The following is a 26,153-nucleotide window of genomic DNA, read 5'->3' on the forward strand; positions in this document are numbered from 1 at the left end:
TTAAGTCAACCGGGTGATTGTTTTCTCGGAAATTCATCTACAGAGGTAATCTCTACTTAGCCTTTCTGCAATTTTCTGATTTCTGCTTGCACATCGATCGCAATTTGCAATGATTGATTTAGCAGTTGAGCATATTCGCCTGCTTGACTACTAACTTGCAAAGCTTGCAGACTGGCTAAATTATTCACAAATAATTCTTGATTATTAGCAAGCAATTTTTTATTATCTCGCAAAATTCGTTCCGTTTTCAAAGCGCGGACTAAATCTTCTCTAATTAGTTGTAAGGCGGCGGTGACTTGATCTCGGTCATGGATACTGCTTTCTACGTTTCCTGATGCTGCCAATTGGTCATTAATATCTATAGCAGCAACTAAGTCATGATATTTATCAACTTCATCTAAAAGTATTGTCAGTCCTTCAGAACAGGTTAATTGTCGCCACAGCCATCGCCCTACTAATATCGGCATTGGCACTAAAATTAGTAAAAGAATTCCGAATTTAATTGAAGAACCAATTGTTGGCAGAATAATAAACGCGTAAATAAACCCAACAATTATTGGCGTTAGCGCCAGCGTCACCAGCATTTCATTGATCAAAAACCCTAATCGCTTTTTGCTATCTCGCAAAACCGAGGGGCGAAAAACGTCTTCTGGATCGAACCCAGTTAAACGTCTCAGTTCCCCCTTGCTAATTTCCAAGCCTATTAAGTCCGGCTGCACGGCTGCATACTCCTATGGAAACCCCAGTTGCGTATTCACTCACTATAAAGTCCATCATTTGCGGTGCCGGTCTGCGGTGCAGCAAGTCGCAACGCCTCTACCATCGCTGCGACTAGGGCATCAGAAACTTGTTGTGCTTGAGCTAACAATGATGATAGTCCAAAACTGACAATCACTCCGCTAAGTAGTAATACTATGGGGTTTCTCCTCATGATTTTGGACTTCTCTTTAGATACCAATATGTAGGATACTATGGGCATTGAGCATTAGGCATTGGAAAGTAGAAAAATTATTTCACAGTCCCCAATCCCCAGCCAATTCTTAACCTGGGTTCCAAGTGCCGTGGAAGCTGTGGGGAATAACGCTAGGTAATCCTAGTTTGCAAACGGGTTCTGCATCTAGGCGATCGCTATCAAATACCCAAACTTCACTACTATGAGTATTACCATCGTATACAACGGTTAACACCCAACCTTGCTCAGGGTTGTGGGCATCTTCGGCGTGGATGGGTTCTGAAGGATAGCGGTTTTCTCCTAAGTCTGCTTCGGTGAGGGTTTCGGTTTTGTAGTCGAAGCGAGCGATCGCACCAAAAGATTCTTTGTCTGTATTCCCTCTTTGGGGCATTAATGATACATAAGTATAGCGCCAAGGTTGTCCAACTTGCGATCGCTGCACTACGGGAAATTCACACTTGCGGTTGACAACTTCCTGTATCGTTGTAACTTTAGCAGTTTGAGGATTGAGGCGCACTTGCCATAATGTTCCTTTAGTTACTGTGTGCGTCTCACCAGTTGCAAATTCTCTGAGATATTCATTAGTTTCGTGAAAATCTGCATATCTCACCAGATCCAGAATTACAGAACCGTCTTCATTTTCATAGCCATTGCCAAAATGCCAATTAAACCAAGGATCAGTTTCACTACGACTCACTAAGGATAAGTTTTCTCGGTCGAAGATTAATACCTGGGTTCCTAACTGAGGTTCCCACAACAGAGATTCACTGAAGGTAGTCAAACCAAGGAGAAGTGACAGTGTTTTCATCCGCATCGGTGGCATAAAAAACACCAGATACCTTTGAGTTAAAACAAAATCATGTATTATCGAGTAGCGATCTAACTTAAAAGCAGTTTTTTGGATAATTTTGCCAGTAGCATCACTTTTGTAGAGATTCAGTTGTACAGAACTACCGATACTGATTCCAAAGTTCAAAATCTCGCCTGTTTGGGAATCGCGCTTGTAATGAGCAGAATAAGGTAATCCGTTATCCAAAGCACCCAAATCATCCAATCCCTTGGTTTCTAAGGTTTGCAAATCAAGGCTGTATGGATTGGTTTCTTCCCATAAAGCTAACAATTTATCAGGTAAAGCCAACACTGAAGTATTTGCTGCATTCTTGATATGTTGACCCCAGCGCTTCCAGATGGGGCCTGGTGGATGCATCCCATAGACACCATAAAGAAACCTATCCGCTTGAGTTTCAGCCTGATATTCTGCTGTTTGCACATAGCGATAGATTCCGGTGACTCCTGCATCTGTGAAATGAACGCCGAGAATTGCCCCATCTCCATCAAACCAGTGTCCCACACGTTCGCCACCACGTTCTAGCCGTCCGGGGCCATTGCGGTAAAGTGTGCCACGTAAGCCATCTGGGATTTTGCCAGAAATAATTGATAGTTGGGTAAGAGGAAATTCTTTTGCTGGTTCTGCGATCGCCCCAGCCCAGGAATTATTTATTGACTTTTTGGTAATAGTCTGCATTTTAAAATATTGCTGGATACTTGTATTCTGACATTGTTGCAATTTTTTAATAGTTCTACCTTCAGAACCTCAAAAGCTGCTTCTTACTACTCTGGTAAAAAATGCCGAAACTATTAAGATTAGAGCATCTCCCTACTGAATACTTACTAATCTTTCCCAGCCATGCCTCTGTCACGCATAGTAACGCTGATTGTCGGTCTAATCGTCATTTTGGGGCTAGCCCTATGGCTAATTGATTCCCTATCACGCCTCTATTGGCAATTATCCTATTCACCGTTGCTAGGCAATTTGCTGCTGTTGCTGCTGATTCTCCTTATTGGAGCCTTGGTTGCGGCTTTTGTCTATTATGTATTGGTAATTAGAACTGGAGAAAAGCGATCGCGGCGCAACCCGAAGCGAGTAACTGCGGCACAAATTCCGGCTGCTAAATCTGATGCTGCTTCTACAACTCTCCAGGCTGTGCGGCAACAGGTAGGGCAAATTCAAGATGAAGTAGCACGCCAAGCTTTATTAAGTCGATCGCGAGAGATTGAAGCCAACCTAGCGCGGGGTGAAATTCAAGTAGTGGTATTTGGTACGGGGAGTGCTGGCAAAACTTCCCTAGTTAATGCGATTATGGGACGCATGGTTGGCCAGGTGGATGCACCGATGGGTACAACTCAGGTTGGAGAAACCTATTGTCTGCGGTTGAAAGGATTAGAACGGAAGATTTTAATTACAGATACACCGGGGATTTTAGAAGCGGGTGTGGCGGGAACGGAACGGGAACAAATGGCACGAGAACTAGCAACAGAAGCAGATTTACTGTTGTTTGTGGTAGATAATGATTTACGACGCTCAGAATATGAGCCGCTACGGGGGTTGGCAGAAATTGGGAAGCGATCGCTCCTAGTTCTCAACAAAACTGATTTATATACAGATGAAGATAAAGAATCCATCCTCGCGAGATTACGTCAACGGGTACGGGGATTTATTGCTACTAATGATGTAGTAGCGATCGCTGCTAATCCCCAACCTGCACAACTAGAAACTGGCGAAACCTTCGAGCCGGAACCCGATATCGTTCCTTTGCTACGGCGCACGGCTGCTGTTTTACGCGCCGAAGGTGAAGATTTGGTGGCGGATAATATTCTTTTACAATCTCTGCGATTGGGAGACGAGGCCCGAAAACTCATCGATGGCCAGCGCCGCCGTCAAGCGGACAAAATCGTAGAACGGTTTCAATGGATTGGCGCTGGTGTGGTATCAGTCACGCCGATACCAGTTGTAGATTTATTAGCGACAGCCGCAGTTAATGCTCAAATGGTTGTGGAAATTGGCAGAGTCTACGGCTGTGAATTGAATATGGAACGGGGACGAGAGTTAGCTCTTTCTTTAGCGAAAACTATTGCTAGTTTAGGCATTGTTAAGGGAGCAATTCAATTATTATCTACAGCTTTGCAACTTAATGTTGCCACCTTTATTATTGGTAGAGCAATTCAAGGCGTCACAGCAGCTTATTTAACGCGAATCGCCGGTAAAAGTTTCATTGAATATTTTCGTCATGACCAAGATTGGGGTGATGGTGGAATGACAGAAGTTGTACAGCGACAGTTTCAAATTAATCGCAGAGATGAATTTATTAAAGCTTTTATTCAGGAAGCGATCGCGCGGGTAGTGAAGCCGTTACAAGATAAATCTGAAGTAATTGAACACGATGAAAATTAATTTTTCTCATTACTAAATAAATAGTAGCTCTCAAATAAAATCAAAGATATGAATTTTAATAAAATATAATATTTTGTTACGTAAGAATACTTAGCAAATTAAACTTGTATTCAAGGTATCAAAACTCTGGTTATTTATTTCTAAAGCATTCCGGAAATAGGACGGAATGTCAGAAAAAGTAAATAAAAGAACTTACTGAGTAACCAGGTCATGACCCACCACATAATCGGTAAATTACTACAAGGGCGTTACCAAATTGTCCAAAACCTGGGTGCAGGGGTGTTTGGAGAAACATACATTGCTATAGACGTAGATTATCCAGAGAATCCCAAATGCGTTGTTAAACAGATTAAAGTTAACAGTTCGGAATCTGGCTACTTGGAGATGCTGAGGTTGCTGTTTCTGACTGAAACCCAAACCCTCAAGCTTCTGGGAAGCCATGACCAAATTCCTGAATTCATCGCCTGCTTTGAAGAAAACGAGCGATTTTACTTAGTGCAAGAGTGTATCGAAGGACATGCGCTAACTGCGGAATTGCCTGTCGATCAATATTTTGGGTGTCTGTGGAGTGAAAGCGAAGTTGTAGAATTTTTGATAGATGCCTTAGGTATTCTAGAATTTGTTCACTCTCAAGGCGTGATTCATTGCGATATCAAACCAGAAAACTTGATCAGGCGTAATAGCGATGCCTCCGGCGAGGGCAAAGCCCTACGCAAGTTAGTTATGATTGACTTTGGCTCAATCCAGTCGATCGATTTTGGTATCGGTGCGGAATTGCCCATTTATCGAATTCCCGTCACTTCATTGGGATATATACCACCAGAGCAATTTATTGGTCAAACACAGCCCAACAGTGATATTTATGCTTTGGGTATGATTGCTATTCAGGCTTTAACTGGGCTAGAACCACTACAATTAAAAGTTGATCCTTATACTAATGAAATTTTTTGGCGTTCTCCAAACACGCCAATTAACGATTATCTAGCTGCTGTTCTTAGCCAAATGATCCGCTACAATTACCAAGACCGCTTTGAGTCTGCGGGTGAGGTACTGCGGGTACTTAAGCAAATAGTATGCGAAACTCAGCCATCAGAAATATTAGAAGCAGATTCTCAATTTCTTCTAGAAGCCGCAAAAAATCCTGCATCTGTAAAGTCATCACTATTATTCACAGGAATGAAAGTAGGATTGGCAGCTAATTCTTTGTTGATGGGATTTGGTGTATATTCTTTAGTTAATACTGCACCTGCATACTCAGAAACAGATACTTTATATAAAGCAAAAAAAGAATATCAAGCAGGGGATTTAGAAGAAGCGATCGCACTCGCTAAATCAATTCCCTCCCATAGCAATGTTTATCCAGAAGCGCAAGCCACAATTGAAGAATGGCAAGAGCAATGGCAAGTAGCTGCACAGCAATATGAAATAGCACAAATAGCCTTTCATGAGAGCAGATGGTCAGATGCTCTTCATGCTGCGGCTAAAGTTCCAAATATTTTATATTGGCAATCTAAAACAGATAAAATAGTTCAAAAAGCAGCTGTCAATATTGAAGTACAGACGCAAGATTTATTAGCAAAAGCTTACGAAAAAGCCGAGATAAAAGATTTTTCTGGCGCATTACAATACCTGCGTCAAATACCTCAAGAAAGTCATGCAGGCGCTTTAGTTCAAGAAAAGTTAGCTGAGTACGATCGAAAGCGGGAGATCAGAGCAGCTTACTTTTTACAGAAAGCTTACAAAAAAGCATCTATTGGTGATTTCGATCTGGCTCTAAAATTTCTCAAAAAGATTCCTCAAGATACTCTAGTTTATGCTCAAGCTCAAGTCAAATTGAATGAGTATACTCAAAAACAACGGGTGACAGATGACAATCAAAAGGTAGCTTTTGCAAAAAGAACAAATTCATCTTTCTCTAAAAACTCATCTACTAGAATTGAATATCTTCAGGGAGTAAATTACTTGCAAGAGGTGAATATTCGTTAGTTACAACAATTTCTGGATAAATGGATTTGTGACATACATCTGTTTTGTTTTATTGAGTTTAAAAATTCTAAATTTATCGAATTGGTAGCTCAATGATAAACTCTATCCCTTCACCTGGTTTAGACTCGTATGTGAGTTTACCATGATGATTATTAACCACAATTTGGTAAGCAATAGATAGGCCAAGCCCGGTTCCTTTACCGACAGGTTTGGTTGTATAAAAAGCATCAAATATTTTTGTGAAATCTGCATTGTTTATACCTGAACCATTATCGGCAACTCTTAAAATAACTTCCTCTCCAATTGCCTCAGTTTTAATTTTAATTATCCCAGGATTTTGATAAATTGTATCAATGTCTTTATTTTGATTTTTTTCTTCAATGGCATCGATCGCATTACAAATTAAATTCATAAAAACCTGATTTATTTCACCAGGAAAACACTCAATAAGTGGCAAATCTCCATATTGTTTAACTAATTGGATGGCTGGGTGATGAGCATTTCGTTTAAAGCGATGTCCGAGAATAAGTAATGTACTTTCTAAACCTTCATGCAAATTAGCTAGTTTCTTACCAGCTTCTCTGTGGCGCGAGAAGTTATTTAGATATGACACAATTTCTGTAACGCGATTTGTACCAACTCGCATAGATTGAATAATTTTAGATAAATCATCTAACAAAAAGGTAAGATCGCTTTTTTGGATTGCGGTTTGAATTTCCTTTGGTGGATCGGGCAGATATTTTTGATAGAGATGTAGTAAATTAACTACCTCTTGTACATACTGTTCCACAAAATTTAAGTTACCAGCTATAAAATTCATCGGATTATTCACTTCATGGGCAATTCCTGCTGTCAGTTGTCCTAAAGCTGCTACCTTTTCTGCTTGAATCAGTTGAGTTTGAGTTTGTTGCAATTCGGCGTTTTTAGCAATTAAGGTTTTCGTCAAATTTCTCAGCTTCAGGTGATTTTCGATCCGCACTAAGACTTCTTCATGCTGAAAAGGTTTGGTAATGTAGTCTACGGCTCCCAATTGCAAACCTTTAACTTTATCAGCGGTTTCTGATAGTGCTGTCATAAAAATAACCGGAATATCTTGGACACGAGGATTGCTTTTTAGCTGTTTACAGGTTTCAAAACCATCTATACCTGGCATCATTACATCCAGCAAGATTAAATCAGGTAAATCATTATTTTCTAATCGCTGAAGGGCTTTCTCACCGCTCCGTGCTGCCCAAACTTCAAAGCTAGACTGATCCAGAAAGCTGGATAAAACTTGTAAATTGGCAGGGTTATCGTCAACGATTAAAACAATTCCTCTGGAAGGAGAATAATTGATAGGATTATTTTGGTTTTCAATAATAGTTTTCATACTGTTTCCACCGCATATTTAGTCAAAAAACTTATGATTAAATCTTCATCAAATTGCCTTGCTAGTTGCCGTAGTTCATTAGCAAATGGTGCAAAGGTTGTGTCTGTTTCCTCAAGTTGATCGGCCCACTTGAGAATGGCATTAAAGTTCCCTTTACTGGCTAAGATAACTAGTTCCTGTAATATTTGGGGTGAAGGAGAAGTTAATTGAGCAGATTGGCTATTTGTTGTTATTGCTTCTTGAGATTTTTCTTTATCAGGCTGAGATTGCTTGTAAATCCATACCAAATTTAAATATTGTTCTAGTTGATGCAATAATTCATCTACCTGTATAGGTTTAGTTAAAAAGGCGTTACCTCCAGCTTGCAAACTGCGATGTTTGTCTGCTTCAAAGACACTAGCAGAAGAGACGATAATCTTAACATTTTGAATTTCTGGAGTATGACGCAGATTTTTAATTAATTCAAACCCATCCATTTCTGGCATCAGCAAATCTGTGATGATTAAGTCTGGTTTGAGAGCGATCGCTATTTCTAAACCTTCTTTACCATTGCTGGCTTCAACTACGTTAAAACCCAGCGGTTGCAGTAAGTTTGTAATTACTGTGCGATTCTCCCAGTGATCGTCAACCATCAAGATAGTGTAGGGGCTACCCTCAAAGCCAATGATTTGTTTCTCTGATGCAGTCATCGCAGATTGTACCCAGTCAGTCGCTTCGGGAATCTCTAACTCAAACCAGAATTTACTCCCCTGGCCGATCTGACTCTGAACATGGATATCGCTACCCATCATCTGTATCAACTGCCGAGTAATAGCTAAACCCAGCCCAGTGCCTTCAGCTTGGCGCTTTTTCTCACCTACTTGTTCAAATGGCAAGAAAATTTTGCTCAATTCTGCGGGAGTTATACCAATTCCCGTGTCTTCTACGGTACAGCAAAGGCGATGTTTCACTGTCTGGTCATCATTGGGAGGTTGATCGATAACTTCAATACTGAAAGTAACCTGACCTTGATCTGTAAATTTGATGGCATTTCCCAACAGATTCAATAGTATCTGACGTAATCTTTTGACATCGACATGAATTCCTGTAGGCAAGTTGATCGCAGGTTTATAAACAAAGGAAATGCCCTTTTGTTTGGCGCGAATGTGGGATATTTCCACAATTCCTTGAAGAAAGGAGGGGAAATGCACATCATAAGGATGCAGTTCTAATTTTTTTGCTTCAATTTTAGAGAGATCCAAAATGTCATTAATTAAAGTCAGCAAATGAGAGCCGCATTGTTCAATAATATTGACGTGATATTGCTCTTGCTTAGGTAAAGCTGAAGAACGCAGTAAAATTTGGGCACAACCGAGAATGCCATTCAAAGGCGTTCGCAGTTCATGACTCATGTTGGCCAAAAATTCGCTTTTAGCATGGTTGGCTGTATCAGCCGCAGTTTTAGACTTTTTCAGTTCACCTTGTTCAAATGCTTGCACCTGCCACAAGACGGTAATCATTGTGACAGTTAGTCCACCCACAATTAAGGCGATTAAATCGAGGAATTGCAATCGAGATTCGATATTTTGGCGGGGAATCACCAAAGCCACAGACCAATTAGCTTGTGTCAACGGCAGATAAGCTACATACTTTTGAGTGCCGTCAATTTCCATCAACTCAATTCCCTGTTGTTTGTTTACCATCTGCTGGGCGATCGCATTTAAATTGCGATCGCTTATTTTCAGCAGGCTGGGTGCAGGTTTTTCTACGGTTGACATTAACGCCGAGTTTGGATGGACAATCGCCTGTCCTTGGGAATTGAGAGCAAAAGCATAGCTGTTCGTGCCGTATTGCAGCGAGTTGACAACCTCTGCAATGTGATCGACTCTCACATTACCGTGGAAAGTTCCTATTGGTGAACTACTGCTAGCAGAATTTGACCAAATCGGGGTGGAAATGGCAATTAAAGAAATTCCTGTAGAACGGCTAATGAAGGGATCGGAAATGTTGCTCTTTCCCGCAATTGCTTTTTGAAAGTAATCTCGATCTTGAATATTTTTATTTGATCGACCAACTTTTGTATTGGAATATGAACCATCTGGTGTAGCTATTTGGAACAAGAAAAATTCATTTATCCGCTTTGCTTCTGCTTTTAAATAGGGTTCTGCCACAGACCAATTTAAGGAGCGTACAGTTGAAGTATTAGCCAAGGTTTCTACCTCTACTTGGCGAACATGTAACCACTCTTCAATTTCAGCGCTTCCTCTCTGTACCTCTAAAAAAGCGCTCTGTCTCAAATCTTTGAGCGTCAGATTTCTAGCAGCTTGATAGCTGAAATAAGCAGAAATACTGACTATAAGAGTAGTACCACTAAGAATAAATCGAATCAGTAAATTTCGCGATGGATGATTTTTTTTGTCAGATGCCAATAGGCTGGAGTTTTGTTGTATCAAAGGTTAGCTCCTTAACCACATAGTTCGGTAAGAAAAAATTCTAGGTTATCTTTATATTTCCCCAGAAATTACCGATGCTCACAGCTTTTGGTAAAATAAAGAAGAAATTTATAGTAATGGCACGATTATAAGTTTTTATATCAAAAGATGCTTTCAAATAAACTAAAATTCCAATTATTGCTTCTAATTACGAATTGTTAAGCTGCTATAGCAATCCTATTTGATTTGTGAAAATCACAAGACTCAGATCCCGACTTCTCGTAGAAGTCGGGGATTTCGTTGTTCACGAATGATTTAGGATTGTTATAGTACAGCGTAAATAGACCACCCATTTAAAATGAATAAAACACTTACGCTATATTCATTTTTAATTTTTAATTCCCTTGCGGTGGATTGGTGGAATTAGGAAATGGCAGAACTGGCACAATTACAGGCTTAGGCTTTGATATTTCGCCTTGTAGTTGAATTTGGGCTTGATTGCGGCCGTCTATTGCTTGTTGGTAATTAGATTTGTATTTTATTGCTTGATCGTAAGACGCGATCGCATCTTTAAACCGTTTCAAATTTAATAAAGCATTGCCTCTGCTATACCAGCTTTCGGAATGATCTGGTTTATAACGAACTGCCTTATTATAAGATGCGATCGCATCTTCGTATTTCTGCAAAATGTATTGTGAATTTCCTAGATTATACCAGAGTTGATAGTCCTTTTGCTTAATCGTTGCTGCTTTAGTGTAAGATTTTATTGCTTCTTCATAACGTTGGTTTTTATGCAGCGACCAGCCCAAATTATACCATGCTTGATAGTTTCTGGGATTGGATTTAATTACTTGATTAAAAGATTCAATTGCTTCTGGGTAACGTTGTAGATTTAACAGTATATTACCTCTCGAAAGCCAAGCTTGATAATAATTTGGCTGGTATTGTACAGCTTTATCATAAGCGGTGAATGCATCTTGATAGCGTTGCATTCTAACTCGATTATTCCCCAGGTTATACCAAGCTTGCTCGTAGTCTGGTTTTAGCCCAACAACTTTTTCTAAGGCTGCGATCGCTTCTTCATATCGTTTAGAATTCTGCAACGCTAATCCTTTTTTATACCAAGCTTCATAATTATCTGGTTTGAGTTCAATTGCCTTTTCATAAGACTTAATTGCTTGATCATATTGGTTTAAATTACTGAAAGCTTCACCCTTAGCATTCCAGACTTCTGAGTTGTTGCCATTTAATTCTAAGGCTTTGTCAAAAGATGCGATCGCTTCTTGATATCGTTGTAAATTTCCCAATACAAAACCCCGTCCAACCCAAGCATCTAAATAATCTGGTTTAATTTGAATTGCTTTGTCATACGCCACTAATGCTTCTTTGTACTTTTTTAATTTATCTAGCGTTTTGGCTTGACCATTCCAGCCTTGAGGATAATCTGGTCGAATATTAACGGCTTTTTCATATACTTCTAGCGCGTCTTGATAACGTTGTAAATCAAAAAGCGTATTTCCTTGCTTAGATAATTCTATGGCATTATTTGAATTAATATTATTCCAAATAAATATTGATGCTACTCCACCAACACAAAGCAAAAATATTGATAGTAAAATTTTCTGCAATGTACCTTTTTTCGGTTGCGGCTTGTTAATATTTTTTGGCGGCGAAACAGGAGTTAACGCTATTGTTTGGGCAGGTGGTTTTGTTAACTCTTTCAGCGCTTGTAATGCCACCGTTGCCGAAGGATAGCGTTGCCGAAAGTCGTAGCACACCATTTTATCTAAGAATTGAGCGAATTCTGGCGTAACTGTGGCTTGATTATGCCAGATAATTTCATTAGTATCAGCATCTTTGACTATTTCTTCAGCTGATAATCCCGTGAGAGCTTGAATAGCAATTATTCCCGCAGCATAGATATCACTGCTTAATTTTGGCATCCCATGAGCTTGTTCACCAGGAATATAACCAGGTGTACCAATAGCTACAGTAGCTATAGTTTGACCTTGGGGAGTAATAACTTGAGTAGCAATTTGTTTAACTGCACCAAAATCAATTAAAATTAATTTGCCATCTGGTTGGCGTCTGAGAATATTTCGTGGATTGACATCACGGTGAATTACATTCTGTTGATGGACAAATTCTAAGATTGTCAAAAGTTCTTGTAAAAGTGAAATTACTTGCTCTTGACTGAGGGTTTTGCCTGCTGTTAATTCTTGACTCAGATCGTGACCTTCGATCAATTCCTGTACGAGATAAAATTCGGCATTCTCCTCAAAATAAGCTAAAAGTTGGGGAATGCGATCGTGAGTTCCTAATTTATAAAGAACTTGTGCTTCCGTATCAAATAAACGCCTAGCTGTTTCTAAAGTTACTGGATCGCTTGCCTGGAGTTTGAGTTTCTTAACGACACATAGAGGTGAACCCGGTAATTGAGTATCAGAAGCCACAAAAGTTTCACCAAAACCCCCACCTCCCAAGTTACTAATAATTTGGTATCTTCCTACAAGTGTGTTTCCCAGCATCTCGTTTACCTAGTTAAGTGCGATGCGATCTGATTTCAATCTTGCCACACGTTAAGGGGGAGTGAGATCAGGGGATAAAGAGGACAAGGGAGACAAGGGGAAATTATGAACAAGTCTCTTCCTTGTCTACCCTGTCTCCCTTGTCTCTTATCCATGCCCAATGCCCAATGCCCCAAATCTGTATGATTCCTATTAGTGATAATGTTCGTTGTCGAAGTAAGCCGATTATTAATTATTGGTTAATTGGCATTAATCTGGCTGTGTTTTTATGGGAACTTAAACTAGAATTTAATGATCAATTGGGCTATTTTGTGAATAGTTGGGGTGTAATTCCAGCGCAGATTACTGGAGCAATTACAAATGCACTATTCTTTAACAATGCTGCTTGGATAATTGTAATTTGGCGAACATTTTCGCTACTTTTGGGAATATTTCTGCACGGCAGTTTTAGTCAAATATTAGGAAATCTACTATTTTTATGGGTTTTTGGGAAAACTGTAGAAAATATTCTGGGACACAAACGCTATCTCGGATTTTATCTCGCTGCTGGCGTGATTACAGAGGTAGTCCAAATTCTGATTGAACCGAGTTTGACAGTACCATTGATTGGGGGCAATGGTGCGATCGCAGCTATTTTAGGAGTTTACATTATAAAGTTTCCTAAAGCTAAAATTGACACCATTTTGCCGTTAATAATCTTGTATATCCCCATTCAAGTACCGGCCTTTTTCTATATATTTTGGTGGTTTGGGCAACAATTATTTTATGGTATCGGCAGCTTAAATATTCCTCCTGCTGGTGTAAATCAATCGGGTGTTGTTTTCTGGGGGCAAGTAGTGGCATTATCAATAGGTGCAGCTTTCATGCGATTAAAGAAATAAACTTTCTTTAGCTACTTTTGTCGGGTGTTCATTATTGACTGATGCCGAAAACCTCTATTTTTATATTTGTGCCAGTGCTTAACCTACAGTTATTGGAAGTTACATATATCTTTCGGCTGAAATATCTAAGCTGGTTTTGCTTCAAAAGCATATTGTTGATAGACAAAATGATTGCTGTAATAATATTTTAAATTTTGATTTTTGAAGTGTTTATGTACCTTTTGGTGGATTGAATTTTGAGCTATAAAATTCATAGATTAAACTAGGGCATACCTCAATACAGTTCAGATTGAGCAACAAAACACTTGTATAGACGTTATTGCGTCTCGAAAACCTAAAATTGTTGCCAGTAGACCTTAAGCCAAGCGTATTGGGGCATACCTACTCTTCAAGTCGGTGTTATTAACTATGAATGGTGTACAAGATGCCGAATGCTGATAAAATTAACTTTCAACTCACTGAAGAATTAGCACTTTTGCGGCAGCGTGTAGCTGAGTTAGAGCAATCAGAGATATCTTATCAGCAAAGGCAAACAGTGCTTGAGGAAGAATTAATAGAACTAAAAAGAAAGCTGCTAGAAGTAGAAAATCCTCATATTCCAGTTGTCGATCTGCATATTGAGAAGGACACATCCACTATCAATCTATCAACAAATGTGGAAGTAATTTTACAGCAACTTCAACAAGAAATTACCAAACGAGAGCAAGTAGAAGTAGTCCTAAGAGATAGTGAGGAACGGTTGAGGCTAGTTCTAGATGTTTCTGAAATGGGATTGTGGGATTGGAATGTTGTTACCAATCAAGTAATATGGTCTAAAAATTATGAAATGCTTTTTGGTCTAATTCCAAGTAATTTTGATGGGCCTTATGAGACGTTTCAAAAGTGCGTTTATTCTGAAGATAAGCAATCTGTTATGCAGGCGATCGCTCAGGCTTTGGCACAAAAAACTGACTACAACGATGAATTTCGTATAGTTCGGTCAGACCAAAGTGTACATTGGATTTCTGCTAAAGGAAAATTTATCTATGACGATAGAGGTCAAGCAGTAAGAATGATCGGCGTTTGTATGGAAACTACTGTGTGCAAGCAGGCAGAAGAAAGTACTCGCGAACTAACAACCCAAGTCCAAGAACAGGCAAATATCTTAAATGCTATCCTTACTGCCTCCGTCGATCATATTTATATCTTTAATCGTAGAGGTTGTTATCAATATATTAGTCGTGATGGAGCAACAATATTAGGCTTAAAACCCCAAGATATTATCGGCAAAACTTTGTCAGAACTGGATTTACCCCCAGACCTAATAATGCAGGTAGATAACCAACGACAAGCTGTAATGAAAACTGGGCAGCCGCTCAAGGATGAGTGTAAATATATTGCTGCTGATGGCGTTCATTATTATGAATATATCCTCAGCGCATTACGCAATGTTGACCAAACAATTGACGGCGTAATTGCTGTTTCTCGCGATATTACTGAACACAAACGGGCAGAAAAATCATTACGTGAAAGTGAAGCACGATTTCGGCGTTTGTTTGAATCTAACCTCATCGGGGTCGCCTTTTGGACTGTAGATGGATTAGTTATTGATGCTAATGATGCCTTTCTTCAACTAGCTGGCTACACTCGTGATGAGTTTGCCACTTTAGGTAAAATTAATTGGAGAGAACTTACTCCTGTTGAGTATAAAGATTTAGACGATCGCGCCCTTTTGGAGGTGCAAGCCAAAGGAATTTCCAAAATTTACGAAAAAGAGTACATCCACCGTAACGGCAAGCGAGTACCAGTTGTCTTGGGGGTGGCCTTGCTAAATGACTCTAAAGATAATGGTGTTGCTTTTGTATTGGATATTACCGATCGCAAATTAGCAGAAAAAGAATGCGATCGCCTCCTCGAATGCGAAAAGACAGCACGCCAACAAGCAGAAATCGCCAACAAAATTAAAGATGAATTTCTAGCAGTTCTCTCCCATGAACTGCGAACCCCACTCAACCCCATCCTGGGATGGTCGAAAATGCTGCGGACTCGCAAATTTGGCGAAAAAACTACTAACCACGCCTTAGAAACCATTGAACGCAACGCCAAGTTACAAACCCAGCTAATTGAAGATTTGTTAGATGTGTCTCGCATCCTCCAAGGAAAATTAAACTTGAATGTCTGTCCAGTAAACTTGGTAATGGTAGTTGAAGCAGCACTAGAAACGGTACGACTAGCAGCACAAGCCAAGTCAATTCAAATTCAGACCATATTTGATGATCGCAGTTTAGGACAAGTGATTGGCGACCCAAATCGGCTGCAACAAGTTGTGTGGAACCTGCTCTCCAATGCAGTAAAATTTACACCAACAGGAGGACGGGTAGAAATTCGACTCATGGAAGCTGATAATCAAATTCAAATTCAGGTCAGCGATACAGGTAAGGGAATTATCCCAGACTTTTTACCTTACGTGTTCGATTACTTTCGCCAAGCTGATGGCACAACTACGCGGATATTTGGCGGACTAGGTTTAGGATTAGCGATCGTGCGTAAGGTTGTAGAAATGCATGGGGGAAAAGTTAAAGCCGAAAGTCCTGGAGAACAAGCAGGTGCAACCTTCACTGTTGAATTACCGCTTTTAATCAGAAGCGAACAGGTTTGGGGTGAAGAAAATCAGTCTTTATCTTCTGAATCTGAATCCTCGCTCCTTGCGGACACTCAAGTTTTAGTGGTAGACGATGAACCAGATATCCGCGACTTAATTACCTTTATTTTACAAGACTACGGTCTAGAAGTAACCGCCGTAGCATCAGCACAAGAAGCGCTACAAGCACTATCTGAGTCGATACCAGATGTTTTAATTAGTGATATTGGAATGCCAAAGACAGACGGTTATATGCTGATGCGGGAAGTGCGATCGCGATCGCCAGGGCAAGGAGGAAGTGTACCAGCGATCGCGCTGACAGCTTATGCAGGGGAAATGAATCAACAGCAAGCGCTAGCAGCAGGATTTCAAATGCATATCTCCAAACCAGTAGATCCAGATGTATTGGTGAAAGCGATCGCTGATTTGATTAAGCAAAGTTGATACTAGATAAGCGTCCGTCGGCTGTCCATCACTTTAGTGTTGTGCGATCTCTACTGCTTTCCTGCTAGACTCTGAATAGTCCTTATGCTTTCAGAAATTATGGCATCTGTTGAGCAGATCATGAAAGAAGCCTTAACTTTGCCCAGTGCAGCGAGAGCATTGTTGGCAGAAAAGCTGGTTGAAAGTCTTGAATTTGATGTAGACGAAACACTTCAAACACTGTGGACAGATGAAGCCAAGAAGCGTAGAGATGAAGTTCGTAGCGGTGCGGTTTCACCCATTCCTGGAGAGGAAGCGTTAGCTAGAGTAAGACAACTTTTGGAGTAATGAAATACGTCTTTCATCCAGCAGCATTGAGTGAATACGGTGAAGCAGTCAAGTTTTACGCAGAGCGCCGGGTTGAATTAGCACAAGCATTTATTAATGCGGTTGAGGATGCAATTTTCCGAATTATCCAGTCACCGACTCGTTGGGCTGTTGTTGACGAAGACATTCGTCGATGTCTAACGCGCAAATTTCCCTATGGAATTTTATACACTATTGAGGAAGATTGCGTTTTAATTTTGGCGGTAATGCACTGTAGCCGTGAACCGGGATACTGGAAAGAGCGCCTCATAGATGAACCATCAGATGGATAAAATAAATTTCTAAAAATGAATCAGTAGCAAGATTTCAAATGTATATCTCCAAACCAGTAGATCCAGATATATTGTTGAAAGCGATCGCTGATTTGATTAAGTAGTCATTGGTCATTAGTACATAATCTAGTGTTTCATTGGCGAAAAAAACTGAATACGGTGAAGCGGTCAAGTTTTACGCAGTAGTCGCGTTGAATTAGCACAAGCTATTTATTAATGCGGTTGAGCATGCATGGGCTGTTACCGCTTGTCCGCCGGGAATTGAAATTCCCGTCTCATAGCTAAAGTCATCTGAAGATGACTAAATATCGCCAAAAATCTCCAGTCTACTGAAGTAGACTTAAGCTATTAGCCCGAACATTTATTTCCGGGCGGGCATGGAAGCCAACAGATAAGCTATTTCCAGCTTAAGTTGACACCTATGGGCGTGCCGTGCCCCTACGGGTGTACCTTACTAGGTCGGGAAACGCTATAAGCCGATACAATAAATAACATTGTTAATCAATACAATGGCATTGTCAGTCGATACAATGGCATTGTCAGTCGATACAATGGCATTGTCAGTGGATGCAATGGCATTGTCAGTGGATGCAATGGCATTGTTAATCAATACAATGGCATTGTCAGTCGATACAATGGCATTGTCAGTGGATGCAATGGCATTGTCAGTGGATGCAATGGCATTGTTAATCAATACAATGGCATTGTCAGTCGATACAATGGCATTGTCAGTGGATGCAATGGCATTGTCAGTGGATGCAATGGCATTGTTAGTCGATACAATAAATTTACCTTGTTACGTTTTTCTACAGCTACGGTTTGTTTTGGAGTGTGAGCCACCGCTACCTCCAAAATGCGATCGCCCACAAACACTACTAAAGTTACTAGTTATCCTTTTGAGAATCGCTATAAGATTAGTAAAAGCGTCTTCTACGTTTGGATGGGAATGACTGAGCAAGATGATTCTCAGCAATTGAGTGAACCGACCGATGGAGCAACTACCAAATCGGTCGATAATTCCTGGACAAACCGCCTTGGTGGTGTCTGGAACAAAGCAACAACACGTCTAACGCAACTTCTACCTGTAGAACAAGTGGCACAGACGGTTGTGGAATGGTTTAGTGTGAGTGAAACTCAGGTTACAGAGATTTTAGAGAAAATCCGAGCCGAACTACCAACCACAGAAGCGCTCCTAATTGGTAAACCCCAAGCCGGAAAAAGTTCAATTGTCCGGGGATTGACGGGAGTTTCTGCCGAAATTATCGGTCAGGGATTTCGTCCTCATACGCAACACACCCAGCGCTATGCTTATCCTTCCAATGACCTGCCGTTACTGATTTTTACTGATACTGTGGGATTGGGTGATGTCAAAAAAGACACTCAAACAATCATTCAGGAGTTAGTTGGCGATTTACAACAGCAAACTCGTTCCGCCAGAATCCTCCTTTTGACCGTTAAAATCAATGATTTTGCAACTGAAACTCTAAGACAAATTGCTCAACAACTACGCCAGAAGTATCCAGACATCCCCTGTCTACTGGTAGTTACTTCCTTACATGAGGTTTATCCTGCCGATACCGCCGATCATCCCACCTATCCGCCAGATTATGAGGAAGTCAATCGCCCATTTGCCGCAATCCAACAAGCCTTCACAGGAATAAGCGATCGCTCTGTACTCATTGACTTTACCTTAGAAGAAGATGGCTACACTCCGGTATTTTACGGCTTAGAAGCACTGCGAGATTCCTTAGCAGAACTCCTCCCACAAGCAGAAGCCCAGGCGATTTATCAGCTATTAGATCGAGAAGAAGTAGGCCAGCAAATTAGTAACCTCTACCGAGATGCTGCACGCCGTTATATTTTGCCATTTGCGATTATGTCTGCCACCCTCGCTGCTGTGCCTCTGCCATTTGCCACAATGCCCGTACTCACTGCTTTGCAAGTCTCAATGGTGGGACTATTGGGTAAATTATATGGGCAGACAATTACCCCATCTCAGGCGGGAGGTGTTGTAAGTGCGATCGCAGGTGGTTTTTTAGCACAGGCCATTGCACGAGAATTAATTAAATTTATACCAGGTTTTGGGAGTGCGATCGCCGCCTCTTGGGCAGCTGCCTATACTTGGGCACTAGGGGAAGCAGCCTGCGTTTACTTTGGTGATTTAATGGGAGGTAAAAAACCCGATCCCCAGAAAATTCAGTTGGTGATGCAAGAAGCATTTCAAGCCGCGCAAGAACGGTTTAAAGGAATTAAACGTTAAGAAAATGTCAGATTTTGAGTTGGCTGCTTCAAATGTAATTAACTGAAGGGGTAATAAAATCTAATTAGTCAAAACACTTGTAGAGACGGCGATTTATCGCGTCTTGTAACCCAAGCGTATTGCTCTATGCCTACACCTTCTCCTTTGCTGCTGGCACAATGCCAAACTTATTTAAACCTGCATCGATTTCTCTAAGTGTTTTAAAATCCTCTTCTGGTAAAGGATAGCTGCTACTGCTAAACAAACCTTCACTGACAGCAGGCTGCTTTTCCAAAAAAGAGAAAGCTTGGCGAAATTGCTGCGGTTCGGCTTTAATCGGTGAATCAAAATGGCAGGGAATAATCCACTCAAAGTCCCAACTTGCAACTTTATCAGCCCACTCAATGGTTTCTTTTGGCGCGCGGTTCAGAATCAATGTCTGTAAAATTGGGGCGACAAACAAACGCCCATTTCCTCGCAAAGCATCAAACGATCGCTGCCAATCTGGATGCCATTTAAAGGGATATAATCCAAAATAGGCTTTTCTTGAGCGTTCTGGTGCTTTCAGGGCATCTTGCAACACCTGACTCCATTGGGGTATATCTAGTGCCTTTGGTTGAAAGTACAAAGCAAACAACGAGATCCGCCCCCATCCCTTACGGCGATTTTCCTGAATGTCTGCAACAATATCAGAAGCACGATCCTTGGCATGAAATAGCAAAGGATATGGATCTAATAGAACGATCGCAGGTGGATCGTCTGGGATCGAAAGCACGGAATCTGTTACTAAAAGAGTATGCGATCGCTTGTGAAAAAAAGCAACTTCTGCAAATCTACCAGCCCCAAGAGCAATGGGGCCAAGCATTGCATAATCAAACTCATCAGCAAAGGGTGTTTTGCGACTATCTTCTGGGAGTAATTGAGTTCGTTTTGGGGGTAAACCAAGCCAGCTAAGGGGTAGATTTAGCGGAAAACTCCACTGATGGGGAGCCACAAACACCTGTGCAGTCGGAAAGTATCTGGCGAAGGGGCCGACGAAAACCTTGTGTTCTATACCAGAGATAGTTGGCAAAATAATGTACTTAACATTACCGTGTTTTGCCACCAACTCATTCACAAGCCTGATGCACTCTGGAGTTGGCGCAACAGGCGCGTAAACGAGAAGACCCCCAGCTTCGAGCTTAACAACAGTCATACGAATCGGTACAACAACGTAGAAAATGCCCTGAATCTGGTCAAAATTCCAGATTGTGTCCTTAAGGACTTCTTTACGGATTGTCTGCCGCCTGCCATAAGGGTAGAGTGGCAAAACAGGCCATAATCCCCAGGAAAAATCCCTTGGGTAAATCTGTTGTGTATTGACTCTGCGTTCATCATCAGCCACTCTGCAACCCCCTTCAGATTCCCTGCTCAAATTGTTTTTATTTGTTATTCCTAAAGTTGGAGTTTAGCAAATTGTTGAAATAACAATACCAATTCGTAATGGGCTATGTCCCACTTCGCTAACTTAATTTGTAATTCGTAATATCTTTGATGTAGTTAATTCACAATAAAAATTATGAGTAAATATAAAATTTTAACAAAACAGAATTCAGGAGTCAGGAGCCAGAATTCAAAATTGAATTCTATGCGACTGGCGGATAGCGTAGCGGTAGTGAGTATTTTCGAGTCGCGTCTGAATAAATGGGTTTAAGTCCCCCACTAAATCGGAGATTTAGTATTTCTAGGGTGTGAAAGCGTTGCGTAACGCACCATCTCAAGCTTTTGGTACGTTACTACGTATATTTCAAAAATCAAATACTAGTCCTATAGCTGAGTTTGAGTGCGGCTACGATCGCACAGAGCTATAATTACCAATATACTTTGCTGATATTAGCTATTTAGAATTTTTACAAAATTACTTACAACAGAATATAAAGCTTTTTAACCTAACAGATGAGAGATCAATCAGAGAATTTATGATTGCTCCTATCCTTGCTAAAATCTGCGATCAGACAATAGTTAAGCCCCTACTTTCTGCCTTATCAAAACCATATAGCATTTCCCATTCAGATGGGGTACAACGTTATATTGCAAGCTGTAGGGAACATACCGTGCCCCTACAGGTGTACCTCACGTAAACGAGAAACGCTATAATTATTTACGCCGACCTACTTAGTTTTTATCTTTGGGTAGCGATCGCTAACCTTGTTCCTTTCACCTGACGTACTTGATCCATTATCCCCACTATCTCACCGTGCAAGACCTTTTGATCGGCATTAATAATCACCAATGTATCTAGGTTAGAACCAACTAAAGTCCGCACTTGTGCTGCTAAATCATTAACTGCTACTGGATTGCGGTTTAGGCTTACCTGACCTTTTTCATCTACCGTGATGGTAATTTTATTGGGAATTTGCTGTTCTTTGGCCGTGGCTGCCTTCGGTAGATTTACTGGTAGCCCTTCCGATCGTGTTAAAAACAGCGTTGACATAATAAAAAATGTCAAAAGGGCAAACATTACATCAATCAGAGGTACTACATTTATAAATGGTTGTAAATCTGGTTCATTATCATCTAGATCCATAGGACTTCTCCTGTTGTTCGTGGCGATCGAGTTGGTCATAGCGATCAAGGAACAGTATTTCTAACTGTCCGCCGTACTCTTGAATCATTGCTATCTGTTTCTGGTATAGTCCCCGGAAAATACTGGCTCCTAAAAGCACAAAGATAGCCACAATCAATCCTGAGGCGGTAGCAACTAAAGCTTCACTAATACCAGCAGTAACTACACCAGTTTTAGTACCTCCGACATCACCAATATTCAGCCCCGCAAATGAGCGAATTAATCCTAAAATTGTGCCGAGAAGTCCCAACAAAGGCGCTAAACCGATAATGGTGTCAAATACAGCTTGAAACCGCTTGAGCGTAGGAATTTCTGCTTGCGCTTCGCTTTTCAAAGCCAAACGAAATTTCTCTGGAGTTGGTCTTTCTAGCTGTAGTCCAGCCAGAAAAATGCGTGCTATGGGTAAATCTACATTTTTTTGCAGCTTATCCACAGCACTCACCACATTATCAAGTCGATAAAGATTTAAAACCTCTCGCACTACCCGGTTTTGACGCTTACCAATCTGTATCCAAAACTTTGCCCGCTCAATCATTAGTGCCCCTGCCAAGACCGAAAAGGCTAGTAGGGGTAACATAACCACACCGCCTGCTTCAAACAAATTCTGAATTCCCATGTAGTGCCTCTAACGTCATCAACAATACAAAATCAGACTACCAGAATCAAGCTAAAAAATGAAACTTTTTCTCAATAGAGTCTAAGATATAATCATAATTTCTTCAAATCTAGCCATCATTAATTTTATTAAATCTTTTTCTGTTTTACATAAATTAATTTAATTAACAGATAACACAAAAATTAACCGTATCTAGAAATCCTCATAATCAACAGGAAAGATATTTTTCCTGTTGATTATGCTGTTCGTAACAGTGCCCGAAATGATTTTAATTTTTTACTTGATATTTGCAACCATGCATTCTAAGATAGCTAAATTAGTGAGAATAGGTAGCAATAGCTATGAGTTTTTCCGGCACTACTGTCGAGCAACGTTCCAAAGAAGTTGAGGCTCTCAAGTCTTTTCTGACTTACAGTCTGATAGGTTCACTGGCGCTGCATATCGGCGTACTGTCCTCAGGCATAGGTAATTATTTAACGAGAGTGTCCACAGGTGAAGAAGAACCAATAGAGTTTGCGATCGTGGATTCTCCGACTGCGGAACCAGAAAAACCAATTGCAGAGATTCCAGAAGAAATCAAAAAAGAACCAGAGATTATCCAAAAACAGCCTATAGAAACTCCACCAGTAGAAAAAATTCAGCAGGAAGAACAGATTACAGCAGTTGCTCAGAAGCCACAGTCGACAAATACACCGCCAGAAGCAATTGCTACTAAGCCAGAAGTTCCTGTGAAATCTGTACCCATTCCGCGATCGCCTCTATCTGAAGATTCCAAAGCAAGTTCTGCGGGTGGCGGTGGTGGTGGCGGCGGTGGTGGCTCTGGTGTTGGTTTAGGCTCAGGTAGTGGTATTGCTGTAGGTACAAGCACTGGTACTGGTAGTGGTGGTGGAACTGGCACTGGCACTGGCGGTGGTGTTGGCAGTGGAACTGGCACTGGCACTGGTAGCGGTATTGGCAGTGGCATTGGTAGTGGCATTGGTAGTGGTACTGGCAGTGGTACTGGTAGTGGAATTGGCAGTGGTACTGGTAGTGGTACTGGCAGTGGAATTGGCAGTGGTACTGGCAGTGGAATTGGCAATGAAACAGGAAACCGTCCCACAGTAGCAACAGGGCCAACACCTCCAAAAATTAACAGTTCAGGTAATGGTAATGGTCGTGCAGCCTGCCGTGAATGTAATGCTAAATATCCAGAGGCAGCAAGACGGCGAGGAGTTGAAGGCAGAGTAGAAGTAGCTGTAGATACTGATGCACAAGGTAATGTGACAAATGTGCGGATTGCTCGCTCCAGTGGAAACCGCGATTTGGATGAAGAAACAGCCAGACAAGCGCGTGAGTGGAAATTAAAACCCGCAGAAGGCGGTAGACAAGGAGTGTCCATCGCCACTGAATTTGCCATAAAAGGTTCACAGCGATCGCGCCAAGTTCAAGAACGGCAAGCGCAAAGACAAGCCGAAGAAAGAACCCAGCAGACAACGGCTGCCAATTCTACAGAGGAAACTCCAAGACGCAGGCGCAGAGAGTTGACACCTTCATCTAATAATGAAGCTAGAGCCACAAAACCAGCAATATCTGGATTTAGTCGGCGACTGGAACCTCAAAGAGCGGAAAGTCCTGCGACAAACTCTTCATCTGAAGCTAGGACAACTCGTACTCAAAGAACTGCAAGAGAATCCTTACGCCGCATCCAACGTGAACGAGCGATTACCAATTCATCACAAAAGCCACAAGCACCCATAAATCGGCGGCGGCGAAGAGATAATGCTAGCCAAAACAAGTTGCGAGAAGCTTTGCGCGGTTTACGCCAACAACCTCAATCACAACCTGCTGCTCCCAGTCAGCAGTAGTCTGTCAAGTTGAACCTGACTACAAACTTATTGCAATCATACTTAAATTAGCGATCGCACACCGCCTTCTATTTTTAGGAGGTGGTTGTTTTTTTTAGACAGGAATGGCTTCGTCAAGTATTTGATTTGCCAATCAATAGAAGTGGAAGTGAGTAATCCTGCACTTTTCTCTATCCATTTCTGATAAGGGACTTCCAAAGAATAAATTATTCCAAGAAAAACAAGAGACAGGTTTTTTTAAGAATAATAATCATTTTAAGGGGGAGAAAAGGGGTTGCCGAAGGCAACCCCTTTTCTCCCCCTCATCTATGCATGAAAAATATATACACTTGTCGTTTGCTTTGAAGTTAAACAGTGTAAAATTAGTATGTTTTGTAGCTAAATAAATGCTGTTATTAAAATCAAATAACTTTTGTTTTACTACAACAAATATCAATAAACCAATTACCTAAATTTGGAAAAACTTCATGAGTAGAATCGGTTAGTCGCTCAATCTGTTTTTCAATTTGAGCCATAGCTTTTTTTGTAAGCTTTACCCCATTTTCATAAGTTTTGTGTACTAGCTTAACTACTGGATGTTTCCCTTTCCATTTCATAGTACTAGCAAACTTTAAAGCCGTCTCCACTTCATCTAAAATGCTGCCATTCCAATGATTCTCTAGTATTGCCCATGTTCTTTCTATCGGATTATATTTACTATGATAGGGCGGATAGTAAGCTAAACGTATATTTACTTGATGTTTTTGGGCAAATTCTACTATACGTTTCATAAATTGGGTACGCCGTGAACTGTTCTGTGGCCCATTATCTTGATTGAGAAGCAGGGTTTGAATATCGGAAAAACGATGCTTTTGTTCTAACCAAAAATCCTCTAAAATATCAACAATAAAATCGCTTGTAACTTTCGATTCTGTAAAGTATAAAAATAGCTCATCCTCCTCTGGAAGAAATATACCGTAAGGAGTTACAGTTGTTTTTGGGTTATAATCATGGTCGTCAGCTTTCGCCCCGTCCCGGCTTTTACCCCTGCGATCAAATGAGCCAATCTTAACGCGAGCTTTTGCGTCCATGCTCAGACGTAAAATACTTTTATCTTTCAAAGCATCAATATTAACTATGTCTAATTGCTCAAACATTGCATCAGTTTGTGGGATTTTTTTTGAGGTTGAACTTTCTTTACCCTTCTGAGCTTGTAACCTAAATTATTTAATTTGACTCGAATTGTTTCTGACGTATGTAACTTTTCATCGCTATAACCATACTTTTCTATTAGTTGCTTTCTGACTTCGGCAGCACTGAGTCTGGTATATAGTCTTTGACTTTTAAAACTAGGGTCAGTTTGGCTTTGGGAATCTACTATATTTTTTATATCTGCTAAAAGACTTGGCAAATGTTCTTCTGCTTTATAACGTCCTTTTGCACTCATGTTATCAATGCAAGTAATACCGCTTTTTAATTCTCTTGTTCCTTTCCGAATCGTATCTCGATTCCATCCTAATTCTGATTGTGCAAGCCTTTGCCCTCCTAAACCTAAGCCCTGAACTGTCTGTGCCATAAATTTACGTTTTGCTGCACCTTTTAATTGAAATGCAGTTTCAATCAACAACTTTTTGAGAGAATCAGTTAATATTATGGCCATCAGTTACCACACTCAAAAACAAGCGTCATTATTTAAATTACTACAAAAGGGGAATGAAGGGGCTGCCGACAGCAGCCCCTTCATTCCCCTTAAAATGATTATCATTATTGTTAGTGGAATAGTTTATTTTCTGGCAGTCCCATTAATGA

The 26,153-nt window shown here is 40.7% G+C and carries 19 protein-coding genes; 9 read left to right on the forward strand and 10 right to left on the reverse strand.

Features of this window, described 5'->3' with window-relative positions; genetic code table 11:
* Positions 1 to 56 precede the first annotated feature (56 nt).
* The 3 genes from HWQ39_RS12450 to HWQ39_RS12460 form a co-directional block, all read right to left on the reverse strand.
* Entirely contained in the window at positions 57 to 719 is a 663-nt protein-coding gene (locus tag HWQ39_RS12450; RefSeq protein ID WP_292844844.1) for a hypothetical protein, read from the reverse strand.
* A gap of 35 nt (positions 720 to 754) precedes the next feature.
* Positions 755 to 931 (reverse strand): hypothetical protein, encoded by a 177-nt coding sequence (locus HWQ39_RS12455; protein WP_292845001.1) that lies wholly within the window; start codon positions 929 to 931, stop codon positions 755 to 757.
* Positions 932 to 1,040: 109 nt separating this feature from the next.
* The gene (locus HWQ39_RS12460) at positions 1,041 to 2,477 is read right to left on the reverse strand and encodes a carotenoid oxygenase family protein (protein WP_292844845.1); all 1,437 of its coding nucleotides are present in this window, start codon (positions 2,475 to 2,477) and stop codon (positions 1,041 to 1,043) included.
* A 162-nt stretch (positions 2,478 to 2,639) separates the two neighbouring features.
* Here HWQ39_RS12460 and HWQ39_RS12465 point away from each other — a divergent pair, with 162 nt between their 5' ends.
* Positions 2,640 to 4,184, forward strand: coding sequence for a YcjF family protein (locus HWQ39_RS12465; protein ID WP_292844847.1), 1,545 nt, complete (start codon positions 2,640 to 2,642; stop codon positions 4,182 to 4,184).
* A gap of 210 nt (positions 4,185 to 4,394) precedes the next feature.
* Complete coding sequence (locus HWQ39_RS12470) at positions 4,395 to 6,170, forward strand: serine/threonine-protein kinase (protein ID WP_292844849.1); 1,776 nt, start codon at positions 4,395 to 4,397, stop codon at positions 6,168 to 6,170.
* A gap of 73 nt (positions 6,171 to 6,243) precedes the next feature.
* Here the strand turns inward: HWQ39_RS12470 and HWQ39_RS12475 are convergent, their stop codons facing one another.
* From HWQ39_RS12475 to HWQ39_RS12485, 3 genes are all read right to left on the reverse strand, one after another.
* Positions 6,244 to 7,539, reverse strand: coding sequence for a hybrid sensor histidine kinase/response regulator (locus HWQ39_RS12475; RefSeq protein WP_292844851.1), 1,296 nt, complete (start codon positions 7,537 to 7,539; stop codon positions 6,244 to 6,246).
* On the reverse strand, positions 7,536 to 9,971 hold the full coding sequence (locus HWQ39_RS12480; protein ID WP_292844853.1) for a hybrid sensor histidine kinase/response regulator: 2,436 nt from the start codon (positions 9,969 to 9,971) through the stop codon (positions 7,536 to 7,538). The genes HWQ39_RS12475 and HWQ39_RS12480 overlap by 4 nt, the downstream gene beginning before the upstream one ends.
* 374 nt (positions 9,972 to 10,345) lie before the next feature.
* Positions 10,346 to 12,478, reverse strand: coding sequence for a serine/threonine-protein kinase (locus tag HWQ39_RS12485; RefSeq protein ID WP_292844856.1), 2,133 nt, complete (start codon positions 12,476 to 12,478; stop codon positions 10,346 to 10,348).
* A gap of 182 nt (positions 12,479 to 12,660) precedes the next feature.
* On the opposite strand from HWQ39_RS12485, the gene HWQ39_RS12490 reads away from it, so the two are divergent.
* The 6 genes from HWQ39_RS12490 to HWQ39_RS12515 all read left to right on the forward strand — a co-directional run bounded on the left by HWQ39_RS12490 (position 12,661) and on the right by HWQ39_RS12515 (position 19,321).
* The gene (locus HWQ39_RS12490; RefSeq protein ID WP_292844860.1) at positions 12,661 to 13,359 is read left to right on the forward strand and encodes a rhomboid family intramembrane serine protease; all 699 of its coding nucleotides are present in this window, start codon (positions 12,661 to 12,663) and stop codon (positions 13,357 to 13,359) included.
* A gap of 424 nt (positions 13,360 to 13,783) precedes the next feature.
* Positions 13,784 to 16,423 (forward strand): PAS domain S-box protein, encoded by a 2,640-nt coding sequence (locus HWQ39_RS12495; RefSeq protein ID WP_292844863.1) that lies wholly within the window; start codon positions 13,784 to 13,786, stop codon positions 16,421 to 16,423.
* Between the two features lie 99 nt (positions 16,424 to 16,522).
* A complete protein-coding gene (locus tag HWQ39_RS12500) occupies positions 16,523 to 16,750 on the forward strand; it encodes an addiction module protein (RefSeq protein WP_094347640.1) in 228 nt (75 codons plus the stop codon).
* Positions 16,750 to 17,061, forward strand: a complete 312-nt coding sequence (locus tag HWQ39_RS12505) for a type II toxin-antitoxin system RelE/ParE family toxin (RefSeq protein ID WP_292844866.1) — start codon at positions 16,750 to 16,752, stop codon at positions 17,059 to 17,061. The genes HWQ39_RS12500 and HWQ39_RS12505 overlap by 1 nt, the downstream gene beginning before the upstream one ends.
* A 509-nt stretch (positions 17,062 to 17,570) precedes the next feature.
* Positions 17,571 to 18,011, forward strand: coding sequence for a hypothetical protein (locus HWQ39_RS12510; protein ID WP_292844869.1), 441 nt, complete (start codon positions 17,571 to 17,573; stop codon positions 18,009 to 18,011).
* Positions 18,008 to 19,321, forward strand: a complete 1,314-nt coding sequence (locus HWQ39_RS12515; RefSeq protein ID WP_292844871.1) for a GTPase family protein — start codon at positions 18,008 to 18,010, stop codon at positions 19,319 to 19,321. The genes HWQ39_RS12510 and HWQ39_RS12515 overlap by 4 nt, the downstream gene beginning before the upstream one ends.
* A gap of 130 nt (positions 19,322 to 19,451) precedes the next feature.
* Here HWQ39_RS12515 and HWQ39_RS12520 read toward each other — a convergent pair whose 3' ends face one another.
* From HWQ39_RS12520 to HWQ39_RS12530, 3 genes are all read right to left on the reverse strand, one after another.
* Entirely contained in the window at positions 19,452 to 20,684 is a 1,233-nt protein-coding gene (locus HWQ39_RS12520; protein WP_292844875.1) for a DUF4336 domain-containing protein, read from the reverse strand.
* A 777-nt stretch (positions 20,685 to 21,461) separates the two neighbouring features.
* Positions 21,462 to 21,866: a biopolymer transporter ExbD gene (locus tag HWQ39_RS12525; RefSeq protein WP_292844878.1), complete on the reverse strand. Its 405-nt coding sequence runs from the start codon at positions 21,864 to 21,866 to the stop codon at positions 21,462 to 21,464.
* Complete coding sequence (locus HWQ39_RS12530; RefSeq protein ID WP_292844881.1) at positions 21,853 to 22,521, reverse strand: MotA/TolQ/ExbB proton channel family protein; 669 nt, start codon at positions 22,519 to 22,521, stop codon at positions 21,853 to 21,855. Before HWQ39_RS12530 ends, HWQ39_RS12525 begins: the two co-directional genes overlap by 14 nt.
* A gap of 341 nt (positions 22,522 to 22,862) precedes the next feature.
* Between HWQ39_RS12530 and HWQ39_RS12535 the strand changes: the two genes are divergently transcribed.
* A complete protein-coding gene (locus HWQ39_RS12535) occupies positions 22,863 to 24,365 on the forward strand; it encodes an energy transducer TonB (RefSeq protein ID WP_292844884.1) in 1,503 nt (500 codons plus the stop codon).
* 401 nt (positions 24,366 to 24,766) lie between these two features.
* Here HWQ39_RS12535 and HWQ39_RS12540 read toward each other — a convergent pair.
* A protein-coding gene (locus HWQ39_RS12540; protein ID WP_292844995.1) for an ISAzo13 family transposase occupies positions 24,767 to 25,998 on the reverse strand; the annotation gives its coding sequence in 2 pieces (ribosomal slippage) (positions 24,767 to 25,518 and positions 25,518 to 25,998; 1,233 coding nt in all).
* Positions 25,999 to 26,153 lie beyond the last annotated feature (155 nt).

This window comes from Nostoc sp. NMS8, assembly GCF_017115045.1.
GTDB lineage: Bacteria > Cyanobacteriota > Cyanobacteriia > Cyanobacteriales > Nostocaceae > Nostoc.

Coding starts and splice junctions, on each gene's coding strand:
- HWQ39_RS12455 (WP_292845001.1), bottom strand. CDS start 931: ATGAGGAGAAACCCCATAGTATTACTACTTAGCGGAGTGATTGTCAGT.
- HWQ39_RS12460 (WP_292844845.1), bottom strand. CDS start 2,477: ATGCAGACTATTACCAAAAAGTCAATAAATAATTCCTGGGCTGGGGCG.
- HWQ39_RS12465 (WP_292844847.1), top strand. CDS start 2,640: ATGCCTCTGTCACGCATAGTAACGCTGATTGTCGGTCTAATCGTCATT.
- HWQ39_RS12470 (WP_292844849.1), top strand. CDS start 4,395: ATGACCCACCACATAATCGGTAAATTACTACAAGGGCGTTACCAAATT.
- HWQ39_RS12475 (WP_292844851.1), bottom strand. CDS start 7,539: ATGAAAACTATTATTGAAAACCAAAATAATCCTATCAATTATTCTCCT.
- HWQ39_RS12485 (WP_292844856.1), bottom strand. CDS start 12,478: ATGCTGGGAAACACACTTGTAGGAAGATACCAAATTATTAGTAACTTG.
- HWQ39_RS12490 (WP_292844860.1), top strand. CDS start 12,661: ATGATTCCTATTAGTGATAATGTTCGTTGTCGAAGTAAGCCGATTATT.
- HWQ39_RS12495 (WP_292844863.1), top strand. CDS start 13,784: ATGCCGAATGCTGATAAAATTAACTTTCAACTCACTGAAGAATTAGCA.
- HWQ39_RS12500 (WP_094347640.1), top strand. CDS start 16,523: ATGGCATCTGTTGAGCAGATCATGAAAGAAGCCTTAACTTTGCCCAGT.
- HWQ39_RS12505 (WP_292844866.1), top strand. CDS start 16,750: ATGAAATACGTCTTTCATCCAGCAGCATTGAGTGAATACGGTGAAGCA.
- HWQ39_RS12510 (WP_292844869.1), top strand. CDS start 17,571: ATGGCATTGTCAGTCGATACAATGGCATTGTCAGTCGATACAATGGCA.
- HWQ39_RS12515 (WP_292844871.1), top strand. CDS start 18,008: ATGACTGAGCAAGATGATTCTCAGCAATTGAGTGAACCGACCGATGGA.
- HWQ39_RS12525 (WP_292844878.1), bottom strand. CDS start 21,866: ATGGATCTAGATGATAATGAACCAGATTTACAACCATTTATAAATGTA.
- HWQ39_RS12530 (WP_292844881.1), bottom strand. CDS start 22,521: ATGGGAATTCAGAATTTGTTTGAAGCAGGCGGTGTGGTTATGTTACCC.
- HWQ39_RS12535 (WP_292844884.1), top strand. CDS start 22,863: ATGAGTTTTTCCGGCACTACTGTCGAGCAACGTTCCAAAGAAGTTGAG.